Genomic DNA, 12,963 nt, shown 5'->3' on the forward strand with positions numbered 1-12,963 from the left:
GCCAGCCAGCGGGCCAGGACCAGGCCGCTGGCCCAGCAGAAGCACCAGTAGGGCGGCTCTTCGAGAATCCGCCGGGTTTCCTCGGGGCTGAACGCGCGGTCCATGTTCGCCGCGTCGATCAACCAGAGCCGGATGTCGGTGCCGGGCAAGGACTCAACGCTCAACGAGGCATCACCGAGCAGCTCGGTCAGCGCCTGTTGCAGCGCAGCGGGCGGAGTCAAGGGGCTGGCACCAGATGCAACGGGCCAAGGGACTGACTGGCCGAACTGCTGACCTTCACCGCAGGCAGACGCATGATCAGTTGTCCCGAGCGGGTCACTCGGCCGCGCAGTTCCACATCCTGTCCCTTGCGGAATTTCTCGGCGTTGAACTTGAGAATGAACGGCAGTTCGGTTCCTCGGCCCTGCAGTTTCACGTTGCTCAGCAGGCGGTCGGGCTGGTCACGGCGGTTGACCTCCAGCAGCGCCAGCTCGACTTCGCTGTTGGCGGGAACGCCGATCAGGCTGCCGTGCAGTTCGTGCATCAAGGTGGTCGCCTGCGGCGGCTCCTCGAACGTGACGGCCGCGGTGGGGCGCTGGGTTTGCTCACTCGAACATCCAACCAGAGCCAGTAGTAAAGCAGGCAAAACAAAGGGGCGTAACTGCACGAACGGCTCCAAAACATGACGTTGATGCGCGCTGTATAGCAACAATCGGCTCGATTTGTCTTGCCGTCGGGATGCGCTACCATGGCTGTCCCGACGTCTGGCAGCCCTAGCCCATGCATTGTCCCTTCTGTGGTGCACATGACACCAAAGTCATCGACTCGCGCCTGGTGGCCGAAGGTGATCAGGTGCGCCGTCGCCGTGAATGCCTCGCCTGCGGTGAGCGCTTCACCACCTTCGAGACCGCCGAACTGGTCATGCCACGGCTGATCAAACAGGACGGCAGTCGCCAGCCGTTCGACGAGGAAAAGCTGCGTGCCGGCATGCAGCGGGCGCTGGAAAAACGCCCGGTCAGTGTCGAACGTCTCGAAGAAGCTATCGCCCATATCAAGCACCGTCTGCGTGCCACCGGCGAGCGTGAAATCAAGTCGCGCGTATTGGGCGAACTGGTGATGGGCGAGTTGCAAAAGCTCGACGAAGTTGCCTATATCCGCTTCGCGTCCGTCTACCGCCGTTTTCAGGACCTCAATGAGTTCCGCGAGGAAATCGAGCGTTTGTCACGCGAACCCGCCAAAACCGAATGAGCGCCAACGATCACGCCTGGATGGCCCATGCGCTGCAACTGGCGCGCAAGGGACTCTACTCGACGCACCCTAATCCGCGGGTCGGCTGCGTTATCGTCAAGGACGGGGAGCTGGTCGGCGAAGGCTGGCACGTGCGCGCCGGAGAACCGCATGCCGAGGTCCACGCCTTGCGCCAGGCTGGCGAGCGCGCGCGCGGCGCCACTGCTTACGTCACGCTCGAACCCTGCAGCCACCATGGGCGCACGCCGCCCTGTGCCGAGGCGTTGGTCAAGGCTGGGGTAGGCCGAGTAGTCGCAGCCATGCAGGACCCGAACCCACAGGTGGCCGGTCGCGGACTCGAGCTGTTGCGCAGCTCGGGCATCGAGGTCGCGAGCGGCGTGCTGGAAAGCGACGCGCGCGCATTGAACGCCGGCTTCATCAAACGCATGGAAACCGGGCTGCCTTACTTGCGTGCGAAGTTGGCGATGAGCCTCGATGGGCGTACTGCGATGGCCAGCGGCGAAAGCCAGTGGATCACCGGGCCTGATGCACGCGCCGAGGTGCAGCGACTGCGGGCGCAGTCGAGCGCGGTGCTGACCGGCGCGGATACGGTGCTGATGGATCAGGCGCGCCTGACGGTGCGCGCCGCCGAGCTGCGGCTGGATGATGAAATGATCTCTCTGGCCACCCAGCGCCCGCCGCTTCGCGTGCTGGTCGACGGACGACTACGCGTGCCGCTGGACGCGCCCTTCTTCCAGGCCGGACCTGCACTCGTGGTCACCAGTTGCGAAGATCATGCCGCACGTTATCGGTCGGCGGGCCATGAGCTGATGGCGCTCCCCGGCGAGGCTGGACGTGTCGATCTGCCTCGTCTGTTGCACGAACTGGCCAAGCGCGATGTCAACGAGGTCCTGCTCGAAGCAGGGCCACGCTTGGCGGGTGCCTTTGCCGCGCTGGGCCTGATTGACGAGTATCAGATATTCGTCGCCGCCAAGTTCCTGGGCTCCTCGGCGCGACCGCTCCTCGATCTGCCGCTGGGGCGCATGAGCGAGGCACGCGAGCTGCAGATCAAGGATATCCGGGCAATTGGCAGTGATTGGAAAATCACCGCCGTACCCAGCGCCTGATCAGTCGCTCGATAACTGTCTGATCGACAGCGCCGTTCCGCAGAGCCTTTAGTTCACCGGCTTCAACCCGTTGTGATCGAGCTTGGCTTTTCGCTTGTTGGTTCCCAGAAGGAGCCGTGCGAGCAGGCTTTCGTGGTGCGGATTGCCGAAGTGGAACAGCGCTGTGGCGCGCAGCATGGCGGGGTCGCACTCATCGTTGGCGTGCAGGCTTCGGTAGCCCGAGAACAGGTAGAGGTTGCCCGGCTCCAGCTTCAGGCGGATTGGTTCAAGCCAGCCACGGCGCACCGCAAAGGCAATCAGTCTCTGGCTGGCGGTGTTATGCAGCACGGCCTTTTCAATGACGTTGCGTAACGCGTTGAAGCGCACGTGGCGCACGCTGGGGAAGATGATCAGATCGCCGCAGTGCTTGCCCTCGGTCGGGATATATAACGGAAGCAGCGCAGTAACGGCCGTGGCGTCGAAGTGGTAGAAGTGCGACTGCTTGAGTCCACTGCGCCCCTGCAGGCAGCGAATGACAGGAAAGACCTGCTCCGTTGCGGCCGGCTCACGCCCCGTCTGGAGTCGATAGAGTTCCGCCAGCGTCTCCTTGAGCGGAGGCGAGAGTGCCAGGCCTGCGATGAGGCTACCGCCCAGCGCTTCGATGCCGTGAATGGCGAAGTATTCACCGCCACGGCTGGCAGCCTGCTCTCGGATGAAAGCGCGGCCCAGTTCGAGTTGCTCGGGTGAAATGTAGTGCTCAATGACCGTGTAGCCCTTACGGTCGATTTCGGCAGCGCGTGCCGCAGCCGACGGTTCCATAGCCGTAACCTCTGACATACCCATCCCTCGTGGCACATGTGAAGGTTCGGAGCGTTCGTCCTGATCGTGTCCTTGTCTGCACGAAGGATCTGCAACTGCGAGCGGATCCTGGCTCGGCGTATCGGTACGAAGAATGCGGGCGTGACGTTCCTTCCTGATCGTCTTTCGTTGCATCGATGCGGTCGGTGGCTATGCGCATGACCCGCTGCGATGCGTATGGACAAACAAGCGCAACGCTAGTTGCGATGACTTTGGAAATCTTTGCTGGCGGAGCGGGAACTCAAACGGTCGTTTGCCGGCTGCAGAATCAGCGCAACTGTGGTAAAAACTGCGCCGGGCCTGAAAGGGTCCACGTTCTCAGGGCGGGGTGCGATTCCCCACCGGCGGTAATGCGCAGTAAGGTTGAAAGCGTAGCGAGCCCTTGGCAGGCAAGGCGTGATCCGACGCAAAAGCGGAATTTACTGCGGTAAATGAGCATTTTGAGGAGGGGCACAACGCAGCTTGTCATGGGCGCAGTAGCTTTCAATGCGTTTAGCCCGCGAGCGCTTGTCTCCGACAAGGTCAGCAGACCCGGTGTGATTCCGGGGCCGACGGTATAGTCCGGATGAGAGAGAGCGGGATGCCTCGACGGGCGCCTTTCGTGCGCGCGTCCACTCCCTATCGATCTGCAGCGCCCTGTTTTATCCAAAACAGGAGTTCGTCATATGCATCGTTTCACCAGCCTTCCACGGGAGGCCGCATGTTCACAGGAATAATCGAATCCATCGGAACCATTGGTGCGATGACGCCCAAGGGCGGCGACGTTCGCGTGCTGGTCGAGACCGGCAAGCTGGACCTGGCCGATGTCAAGCTTGGCGACAGCATTGCAGTCAACGGCGTCTGCCTGACCGCCGTCGACCTGCCGGGCAACGGCTTCTGGGCCGACGTCAGCCGCGAGACGCTGGCACGCACCGCCTTCGTTGATCTCAAGACCGGTAGCCGGGTGAATCTGGAGAAGGCGTTGACGCCAACCAGCCGCCTCGGTGGCCACCTGGTCAGCGGTCACGTCGATGGCGTGGGTGAGGTGGTTTCGCGCGAAGAAAATGCCCGCGCTGTGCAGTTCCGCATCCGTGCGCCGCGCGAGCTGGCCAAGTACATCGCGTTGAAAGGGTCGATCACGGTCGATGGCACCAGCCTGACGGTCAATTCCGTCAACGGCGCGGAATTCGAGCTCACCATTGTTCCGCATACCCTGGCTGAGACCATCATGGTCGACTACCGCCCCGGGCGGCAGGTGAATCTGGAAGTGGATCTGCTGGCCCGTTACCTGGAGCGTCTGCTGATGGGTGACAAGGCCGCCGAGCCGAATGCCTCCGGTCTGACCGAAAGCTTCCTGGCCGAACACGGCTACCTGAACCCGGCTCGGTAAACGAATAGAAGGATTGGCCATCATGGCTCTGAACACCGCTGAAGAACTGATCGAAGACATCCGCGCCGGCAAGATGGTCATCCTCATGGATGACGAGGACCGCGAGAACGAGGGCGACATCATCGTCGCCTCCGAATGCGTGACCGCCGAGCACATCAACTTCATGGCCCGCTTCGCACGCGGCCTGATCTGCATGCCGATGACCCGCGAGCGCTGCGAAACTCTGCAGCTGCCGCTGATGGCGCCGCGCAACGGCTCCGGTTTCGGCACTAAGTTCACCGTCTCTATCGAAGCCGCCGAAGGCGTCACCACCGGCATCTCGGCTGCTGATCGTGCACGGACCGTACAGGCCGCGATCGCGAAAAATGCGATCGCCGAAGACATCGTCAGTCCCGGACATATCTTCCCGCTGATGGCGCAACCAGGCGGCGTGCTGGCACGTGCCGGTCACACCGAAGCGGCCTGTGATCTGGCCCGTATGGCCGGATTCGAGCCCTCCGGTGTGATCTGCGAAATCATGAACGATGACGGCACCATGGCGCGTCGCCCGGAGCTTGAGCTGTTCGCCGAACAGCACGGGCTGAAGATCGGCACCATCGCCGATTTGATCCATTACCGAATGATCCATGAGCGTACCGTCGAGCGCGTCTCCGAGCAGCCGCTGGAAACCGAGTTGGGGCAGTTCAAGCTGGTCACCTACCGCGACGGCGTCGAAGACACCGTGCACATGGCGCTGACCCGCGGCGAGATATCGCCGGAAAACGCCACGCTGGTGCGCGTGCACAATATGGAGCCGCTGCGCGATCTGCTGCTGGTGACCGTGCCGGGACGCTGGAGCCTGCGCGCCGCGATGAGCGAAGTAGCCAAGGCTGGCAGTGGCGTGGTGCTGCTGCTGGGCAATCCGCTGACCGGTCCGCAGTTGCTGGCTCAGCTCAACCGTCAGCAACTTCCAACGCCGGCGACCTACAGCACGGTTGGGGCAGGTTCGCAGATTCTTCGGGACCTTGGCGTGCGCAAGATGCGGCTGATGAGTTCGCCGATGAAGTTCAACGCGATATCCGGCTTTGATCTGGAAGTTGTAGAATACCTGCCCGCCGAATAAGTGATGCCAGGGCGCCGCGACGAAACGCGGCGCCTTCGTTCTTTAAAGAGATGAGAAACCACCTATGACACTGAAGACCATCGAAGGTACCTTCATCGCCCCACAGGGCAAGTTCGCCCTGGTCGTTGGCCGCTTCAACAGCTTCGTTGTCGAGAGCCTGGTAAGCGGCGCCGTCGATGCGCTGGTGCGCCACGGCATCGCTGAAGACGCCATCACCATCATCCGTGCGCCGGGTGCCTTCGAGATTCCGCTGGTGGCGCAGAAAGTCGCTCAGCAAGGCGAGTACGACGCGATTATCGCCCTCGGTGCGGTCATTCGCGGCGGCACTCCACACTTCGAATATGTCGCAGGCGAATGCACCAAGGGCCTGTCGCAGGTCTCCATGGAGTTCGGTGTGCCGGTCGCTTTCGGCGTGTTGACCGTCGATTCCATCGAGCAAGCCATCGAGCGTTCTGGCACCAAGGCTGGCAACAAGGGCGCCGAAGCCGCACTGTCCGCGCTTGAAATGGTGAGTCTGCTGGCGCAGCTGGAGGCTAAGTGAGCCTTAATCACGACGACAGCCAGGACGCTCCGCAGCCAAAGGCCAAGGGCAAGATTGCTACGCGCCGTGTGGCGCGCAGCCTGGCGATGCAGGCGTTGTATCAGTGGCATATGGCGGGCCAGAGCCTCAACGAGATCGAGGCGCAGTTTCGCGTCGACAACGATTTCACTGGCGTCGACGGCAGCTACTTCCATGAGCTGCTGACCGGTGTGGCACGCGCCAAGACCGAAGTCGACGGCGCCATCGTGCCGCACCTTGATCGTCCGCTGGAAGAACTCGATCCCGTCGAACTGGCTGTTCTGCGGCTTTCCACCTACGAGCTGATGCACCGCATCGATGTGCCCTACCGGGTGGTGATAAACGAAGGCATCGAGCTGGCCAAGGTGTTCGGCGCCACTGACGGGCACAAGTTCGTCAACGGTGTGCTGGACAAGCTGGCGCCCAGCCTGCGCAGTGCAGAGGTTGGCGCTCACAAGCGCTGAGTTAGCACGACCTGATGGGTGAGTTCGAGCTGATCCGCCACTACTTCGCCGCCGCCGCTTGTGCCAGGGCTGGCGGCGATGTCGTATTGGGGATTGGTGATGATTGCGCGCTGCTGAGCATTCCGCTCGGTGAGCAACTGGCCGTCTCTACCGACACGCTTGTTGCTGGTGTGCACTTCCCTGACCCCTGTGATCCCTATCTACTTGGTCAGCGCGCGCTGGCCGTATCGACCAGTGACCTTGCCGGGATGGGCGCGGCGCCGATTGGTTTCACGCTGGCGCTGACGATTCCTTCCGCTGATCCCGACTGGTTGAGCGCGTTCGCCCGTGGTCTCGATACCATGGCGGCGGGCTGTGACATGCGGCTGATCGGCGGCGACACCACGCGCGGTCCGCTGAGCGTGACGCTGACGGTATTCGGGCGCGTGCCGGTAGGTCAGGCGTTGTTGCGCAGCGGCGCGCAACCAGGCGATCTGCTGTGTGTTGGTGGAGCACTTGGCGATGCGGCCGGGGCTCTGCCGATTGTGCTCGGCGAGCGCGAGGCGAACAGCGTCGAAGCGGCAGCGCTGCTTCGACGCTACTGGTCGCCGCAACCTCAGCTCGCGCTGGGTCAGGCGCTGCGGGGCAAGGCGACCGCTGCTTTGGACATCTCCGATGGCCTCTTGGCCGATTGCGCGCATATCGCTACGGCCTCTTCAGTTTCACTGGTAATCGAGCAATCCAGAGTGCCGCTGTCGGACTCGCTGCTGCGTTTTGCTGGCGCGGAGCAGGCACTGCAATGCGGCTTGGCAGGAGGTGATGACTATCTTCTGGCATTTACCTTGCCAGCCGATGCGTTACCCATCATGCAGGCCGAAGGCTGGCCCATCCATGTAATCGGCCATGTGGCAGTGGGTGAGGGGGTTCGATTAGTCGCTGCCGATGGACATTCCGTAAGCGTCAGTCATCGTGGCTACAACCACTTCACGAGCTGAGTCGTTGCTGCTCGACTAGAACAAGAGGACCACCGTTTGACCGATTCCCTGCAGCCTGCCGTCGAACCGATCCCGCATTCGGTGTGGAGCAATCCGTGGCACAACCTGGCCTTTGGTTTCGGCTCCGGCACGCTGCCCAAGGCGCCGGGCACCTGGGGGTCGCTTGTGGCGCTGGCGTTTGTGCCGTTGTGGCAAATGCTGCCGGCGTGGGGCTACGGTGCGCTGATCCTCCTCAGCATGCTGTTCGGCATCTGGCTCTGCGGTAAGGTCGCCCAGGATCTTGGGGTACATGACCATGAAGGGATCGTCTGGGATGAGTTCGCCGGTATCTGGATCACCTTCTGGCTGGTTCCCGCAGGCTGGTACTGGTTGCTGCTCGGATTCGTCGTGTTTCGCTTGCTGGATATCCTCAAGCCCTGGCCGATCAGTTGGGTCGACCGACAGGTTCACGGCGGGCTGGGCATCATGCTCGACGACATCCTCGCTGGCTTTGCCGCCTGCGGCGTAATGCATCTCGCAGTGCGGCTGCTGGGCTGATTCTGTTTGCGGCGAAGCTGTGCGTCGGATCGCTGCAATGCCGGCGCATCGCGTGAAAGAATGCATCCCGCCCTGATTCGAGGAACGCCACTGATGCACCCCGTTGCCTTGCTGTTCGCCGCTGGCCTTTCGTTCGCCTCGCTCGCCGTCACGGCTGCGCCACGGGTACAGGTCGTCGGCCTGTTTCCTGGTGCTGCCGTGTTGAATGTCGATGGACAGCGCAAGCTCGTGCGGGTCGGTCAAGTGGGGCCCGGCGGCGTGGAAGTGCTGAGCGCGGACTCGAAAGGCGCGGTGCTGCGTGTCGAGGGCATCGAGCGTCAATACGGGTTGAGCCGTGAACTCAGCGCCGGTTTCGCCGAGCCCGAACGTCGTCAGTTGAGCATCGCTCAGGGGCAGGGCGGCCATTATTGGGTAGCCGGCTCGATCAATGGCCAGCCGGTGCAGTTTCTCGTCGATACCGGAGCCACCTCGGTAGCGATCAATGAGATCCAGGCGCGGCGCCTCGGCATCGACTACCGGGTCGATGGCCGGCAAATCGTCGTCGGCACGGCAAGCGGCACGGCCAAAGCCTGGCGGGTCAATCTCGGCAGCGTGAAGGTCGGTGCGATCGACGTGCTCGGGGTCGAAGCCGTGGTGGTGGAAGGCAGCTCGCCTACCGACGCCCTGCTCGGAATGAGCTTTCTCGGCCGAGTCAGCTGGCGCGAGGATCAAGGTGTGTTGAAGCTGGAGTCGAAGATTTGAGAAGTGCCGATAGATGTGCTGGAAGCTGAAAACTGATGTCCGGCTGTTGGGCGGTTGAACCAGAGCCAAATAAATTTCACAGGCGGAGCGCTGTCCAGTCGCCAGCGCATCTTCACCTCACCCGGCGGCAAGTGCTGATGTTACAATATCCGCTTTTCCGCCTTCTGGAGTTTCTCCGGTGTCTGTCGTGTTCGTCGCCGCTTCCAAATTGCCGACGCCGTTCGGTGTGTTCACCATGCATGGGTTTCTCGATCAGGACACCGGCAAAGAACATGTCGTCCTGACGCTGGGCGATGTTGCCGATGGCAAGCCTGTGTTGGGTCGCCTGCATTCTGAATGTCTGACGGGTGATGCGCTGTTCAGTTTGCGCTGCGATTGCGGCTTTCAATTGGAAGCCGCACTGCGGGCGATTTCGGAAGAGGGGCGTGGTGCGCTGCTCTATCTCCGCCAGGAGGGCCGTGGCATCGGTCTGCTGAACAAGATCCGCGCTTACGAGTTGCAGGACGGCGGTGCCGATACCGTTGAGGCCAACGAGCGCCTTGGCTTCGCGCCTGATATGCGCGATTACGCGATCTGTCTGCCCATGCTCGAGCACCTGGGCATCGCCGAGATCAAGCTGATGACCAACAACCCGCGCAAGGTCAAGGCGCTGCAGGGCTTCGGTATTCGCATCGCCGAGCGCATGCCGCTTCAGATTGCCCACAATCCGTATAACAAGAAATATCTCGCCACCAAGGCCGGCAAGCTTGGCCATATGCTCGGTGAGATCCATCAGGGCGAAGCCGAGCAGTCGTGAGTCGTACGGCCGCGCGCCGCCAGCTTTCTCGTGATGGCTGGCTGTTTCTGCTACTGATCATCGCCCCCGTGCTTATCAGTCGTCAGCTTCCCGAACTGGCGGGCCGCTTCGGCGAGTCGCTCGCCTTGCCCCTGTTCATCATCGGCCTGGCCGCACTGTTTCTCAATCTGCCCCGCTTCACAGCCTATAAACACGCCTTGATTGCCGTCGAGAAGGAATTGGGTACCGACGGCGAATCGTCGGCCTGGACGACGCTGCGTGCCGTTCGGTTGCGCGCATTGTGGATCGCAGCCCTACCGGCCTGGCTAGCGGCTATCGGTGCGCCGTTCGGGCTTGAGCCTGTCGCACAGCTGCTGCTGGTCTGTGGCAGCCTGGCGCTGCTGGTGCTCTATCGCGTTCCACGTCAGCTGCAATGATGCGAACGCTGACGTTGGTCGTGGCGTTGCTGCTTTCGCCGCTGCTTGCCGCCTCCGAGCGGGTCGTCAGCCTGGCGCCCTCGCTGAGTGAAATCATGCTGGAGCTGGACGCCGCCGATCTGCTGGTGGGCGTGCTCGACGGTGGCGAGCGGCCGGGCGCGTTGGCCGGTGTGCCATCCGTCGGGCGCCTCGGCCAGCTGGAAATGGAAACCTTGCTGGCACTGCAGCCAACGCTGGTATTACTGCGACCGGACAGCATCAGCCACGCACAACGCGACCAGTTGGCGCAATTCGGCATACCGGTGCTGGTAGCTCAACCGGCATCGCTGGCGCAGCTGACCGAGCAGTTCGAACTGATTGGCGAGCGGGTTGGGCGGGGTGAGCAGGGGCGGGAGCTGGCGCGACGCTTCGAGCAGGGGCTGGCTCAGTTGCGGCGGCGTTACCACCGTGAGCAACCGTTGGCGGTGTTCTATCAGATATGGAACCGCCCGCTGTATACGCTCGGTGGCCGACAAATCATCAGCGATGCAATCGAAGTCTGCGGCGGCCGCAATGTGTTCGCGGACCTCCAGCTGCCCGCGCCTCAGGTCAGCATCGAGTCCGTGCTGTCCCGCAATCCTGAAGTGATTCTGGCGGGTAGCGGCGCTCAGCTATCCGAATGGAAGGCCTGGCCGCAGCTGGCTGCGGTGCGCAAAGGGCAACTTTTGGAAGTGCCGGACAAGGGGCTGGAGCGCCCGAGCTTCCAGATGCTCGACGCAATCGGGAAGCTCTGTGAGGTGATGGGGCAGGCGGAGTCCGACTGATGACTTGAAACGGGCGCTGCGAGGCCGGCTGTTCTTGCGCCGGAGGCGCATGATGTTGACCATAGAAGCAAGTCACTGCGCAAGCAGACTCGCTTCTAGGGCCTACGGCATGGGTCAGAAACGATAGCCCACGCTCAGTTGAACATCCTCTTCAGGCGCTGGGTATAACGCCTTGTTGCCGGCTTGCCAACTGCTGTAGCTAGCAAAGCTGTCGTAGCGCTTGCCGGTCAGGTTGTTGATTCGTAGCTTCGTGTTGAAGTTTCGGTACTCGTATCGGACGGCTGCATTGAACAAGGTATAGCCGCCTTCGCGTGGCATCGCGTGGCCTTCGTCGCTGGTAAGGTAGCGCGGACCGGTATAGATCGCCTCAAGGTAGCCGTGCAGCCCTTGCATGATCTGGTAATCGAGATGCATGCCAGCGCTGTGGCGTGATACCCACGGGATGTCGTGACCTTTGTTCGCCCCAGCGCTCAGCTCCGCGTCGGTGAAACTATATTGGCCGCCAACACGGAGCCGGGGGTTCAGCTCCCGCTCGGCTTCTAACATCAGGCCTTCGCGGCGTGTCCGGTCCAGGTTGACATTCGCACCCCAGCCGCCATTGGACGACGGGTCATAGAGCAACTCGTCGTCAAGATCGAGACGGTAGATGCTGGCCTGATAGTGCTGTTTATCGTCATGCCAAGCTATGCCTGTTTCCCATGACTCCCCTGTCTGAGGTTTAAGGAAGTCGACGCCAGGCTCGACAAGGGCATTTTCGTTGACATTGGCCCACCGCAACACGTCTTCACGCTTTATGAACGCCTGGGTCTGGTCGTTGATCTGCCAGCTTAGCGCGATGCTGGTACTGTCTTCGTCATCGCTGTGCTTGCGGCCGTTATGCCGGTCGTCCACCTCGCTGACGCGATAGCCAAGGCTCAGCGTCAACTGTTCGCTCAACGGTTGGCTGAGTTGTGTGTACCAATCTCGCTGGGTCTGTTCAGCGGTGCTACTCAGGGAAGGGAACAGTGCGTATGTCGATTGGTAATCGGACTTCAAATAGTCGAAACCGAACAGCCACTCGCTGCGGCCCAGGTCACTGCCCCAGTGTGTAGTCGCGCGAGGGCTAATGGATTCGACCCGCGTGCCTTCGGCAAACCGGCTGCCGAATATAGACCCCACCCCATCGCTGTCCCTGATGCTGTAATCGAAGTTCCCGGTCCACTGGTTGCTCAACGTCTGCTCGGCAGCAAAACGATGCACGTCGGTCTTGTTGTCGTTCCACTCGTCGGATGTGCTTGCCCTACGGTCGGTGCGGCGTTGCGCAACGGTAAGGGGGCCCGGGTAACGAAGCTCATCGTCGACGTTCTGGTATTCGTACAGCAGCCAGCCATCGCTATGGTCATAGCGCAGCCGTCCGAAAAGGTCGCGGTAGCCGGCATTGTTATGGTCGCGATAACCGTCTGTATTTCGACTTTCTCCACTGGCGTAGGCGGAGAACCCTCCACCAAGCTGTTGCAATACGTGCGCGCGGTAGGCTTCGAGGTCATGGCTGCCCGTGCTGGTTTCGATATAGGCATCGTTTCCGTCGGGAAGCCGTGTGATGATGTTGACCACCCCGCCGACGGCTTGATCGCCGTACAGCACCGTACCGGCGCCACGCAAAATCTCGATCCGCTCGATATTCGCCAGTGGCACGCTGTTGAGATCAGGGCCGTTTAGGCTAGGGTTGTTCAGCCTTCTGCCGTCGACCAGAACCAGCACGTTGTTCCCAGCGTTTTCGCCAAAGCCGCGCAAGCTGATGGACGCGCGATTGCCATCGCCGAGGGTGTCTCTGATTTGAATGCCGGCTTTTCCGTTTAGCACGTCGATGAGGCTACTGGCGGCGCTGCGCTCGATCTCGTCTCGATTGATCACACGTGTACTGGCAGGTGCAGGCTTCTCCAGTACAGTCGCACGGGTAATGACCATAGGAGGAGCTTCATAGGGCTCGAGAGCAACGGCGACTCCTGGCAGCAATCCCAGTGCCAGAGCGATACGAGATGGTTTCACTTCA

Annotated in this window: 15 protein-coding genes and 1 pseudogene; 12 read left to right on the forward strand and 4 right to left on the reverse strand. The window is 61.7% G+C overall.

Annotated elements, in window-relative coordinates:
- Together PSTU_RS0105605 and PSTU_RS0105610 are read right to left on the reverse strand one after the other, a co-directional pair.
- Window positions 1-221: pseudogene (locus PSTU_RS0105605) on the reverse strand (protein methyltransferase); the annotation flags it as partial.
- On the reverse strand, window positions 218-646 hold the full coding sequence (locus tag PSTU_RS0105610; RefSeq protein WP_029404629.1) for a YbaY family lipoprotein: 429 nt from the start codon (window positions 644-646) through the stop codon (window positions 218-220). The pseudogene PSTU_RS0105605 and the gene PSTU_RS0105610, both read right to left, overlap by 4 nt.
- A 113-nt stretch (window positions 647-759) precedes the next feature.
- Here PSTU_RS0105610 and nrdR point away from each other — a divergent pair, with 113 nt between their 5' ends.
- Entirely contained in the window at window positions 760-1,227 is a 468-nt protein-coding gene (gene nrdR / locus PSTU_RS0105615; protein ID WP_019340063.1) for a transcriptional regulator NrdR, read from the forward strand.
- Complete coding sequence (gene ribD / locus PSTU_RS0105620) at window positions 1,224-2,333, forward strand: bifunctional diaminohydroxyphosphoribosylaminopyrimidine deaminase/5-amino-6-(5-phosphoribosylamino)uracil reductase RibD (protein ID WP_019340064.1); 1,110 nt, start codon at window positions 1,224-1,226, stop codon at window positions 2,331-2,333. Before nrdR ends, ribD begins: the two co-directional genes overlap by 4 nt.
- A 48-nt stretch (window positions 2,334-2,381) precedes the next feature.
- Here ribD and PSTU_RS0105625 read toward each other — a convergent pair whose 3' ends face one another.
- Window positions 2,382-3,131: a hypothetical protein gene (locus PSTU_RS0105625; RefSeq protein WP_019340065.1), complete on the reverse strand. Its 750-nt coding sequence runs from the start codon at window positions 3,129-3,131 to the stop codon at window positions 2,382-2,384.
- A 739-nt stretch (window positions 3,132-3,870) separates the two neighbouring features.
- On the opposite strand from PSTU_RS0105625, the gene PSTU_RS0105630 reads away from it, so the two are divergent.
- The 10 genes from PSTU_RS0105630 to PSTU_RS0105675 all read left to right on the forward strand — a co-directional run bounded on the left by PSTU_RS0105630 (window position 3,871) and on the right by PSTU_RS0105675 (window position 10,931).
- Window positions 3,871-4,539, forward strand: a complete 669-nt coding sequence (locus tag PSTU_RS0105630; protein WP_019340066.1) for a riboflavin synthase — start codon at window positions 3,871-3,873, stop codon at window positions 4,537-4,539.
- A gap of 22 nt (window positions 4,540-4,561) precedes the next feature.
- Window positions 4,562-5,641, forward strand: coding sequence for a bifunctional 3,4-dihydroxy-2-butanone-4-phosphate synthase/GTP cyclohydrolase II (gene ribBA, locus PSTU_RS0105635; RefSeq protein WP_019340067.1), 1,080 nt, complete (start codon window positions 4,562-4,564; stop codon window positions 5,639-5,641).
- 64 nt (window positions 5,642-5,705) lie between these two features.
- On the forward strand, window positions 5,706-6,182 hold the full coding sequence (ribE, locus tag PSTU_RS0105640; RefSeq protein WP_019340068.1) for a 6,7-dimethyl-8-ribityllumazine synthase: 477 nt from the start codon (window positions 5,706-5,708) through the stop codon (window positions 6,180-6,182).
- Window positions 6,179-6,664 (forward strand): transcription antitermination factor NusB, encoded by a 486-nt coding sequence (nusB, locus tag PSTU_RS0105645; protein WP_019340069.1) that lies wholly within the window; start codon window positions 6,179-6,181, stop codon window positions 6,662-6,664. Before ribE ends, nusB begins: the two co-directional genes overlap by 4 nt.
- Before the next feature lie 14 nt (window positions 6,665-6,678).
- Entirely contained in the window at window positions 6,679-7,638 is a 960-nt protein-coding gene (gene thiL, locus PSTU_RS0105650; RefSeq protein WP_019340070.1) for a thiamine-phosphate kinase, read from the forward strand.
- 36 nt (window positions 7,639-7,674) lie between these two features.
- Window positions 7,675-8,175: a phosphatidylglycerophosphatase A gene (locus PSTU_RS0105655; protein WP_019340071.1), complete on the forward strand. Its 501-nt coding sequence runs from the start codon at window positions 7,675-7,677 to the stop codon at window positions 8,173-8,175.
- Window positions 8,176-8,268: 93 nt separating this feature from the next.
- Window positions 8,269-8,916, forward strand: coding sequence for a TIGR02281 family clan AA aspartic protease (locus PSTU_RS0105660; protein ID WP_019340072.1), 648 nt, complete (start codon window positions 8,269-8,271; stop codon window positions 8,914-8,916).
- A 178-nt stretch (window positions 8,917-9,094) separates the two neighbouring features.
- Window positions 9,095-9,712, forward strand: coding sequence for a GTP cyclohydrolase II (gene ribA / locus PSTU_RS0105665; protein WP_019340073.1), 618 nt, complete (start codon window positions 9,095-9,097; stop codon window positions 9,710-9,712).
- On the forward strand, window positions 9,709-10,128 hold the full coding sequence (locus tag PSTU_RS0105670) for a hypothetical protein (protein WP_019340074.1): 420 nt from the start codon (window positions 9,709-9,711) through the stop codon (window positions 10,126-10,128). Before ribA ends, PSTU_RS0105670 begins: the two co-directional genes overlap by 4 nt.
- Window positions 10,128-10,931 (forward strand): cobalamin-binding protein, encoded by an 804-nt coding sequence (locus tag PSTU_RS0105675; RefSeq protein WP_029404631.1) that lies wholly within the window; start codon window positions 10,128-10,130, stop codon window positions 10,929-10,931. The genes PSTU_RS0105670 and PSTU_RS0105675 overlap by 1 nt, the downstream gene beginning before the upstream one ends.
- Before the next feature lie 114 nt (window positions 10,932-11,045).
- Here PSTU_RS0105675 and PSTU_RS0105680 read toward each other — a convergent pair whose 3' ends face one another.
- A complete protein-coding gene (locus PSTU_RS0105680; RefSeq protein ID WP_036992705.1) occupies window positions 11,046-12,959 on the reverse strand; it encodes a TonB-dependent receptor in 1,914 nt (637 codons plus the stop codon).
- Window positions 12,960-12,963: the final 4 nt, after the last annotated feature.

The sequence above is a fragment of the Stutzerimonas stutzeri SDM-LAC genome, from assembly GCF_000235745.1.
GTDB classification, from domain to species: Bacteria; Pseudomonadota; Gammaproteobacteria; order Pseudomonadales; family Pseudomonadaceae; genus Stutzerimonas; species Stutzerimonas stutzeri_H.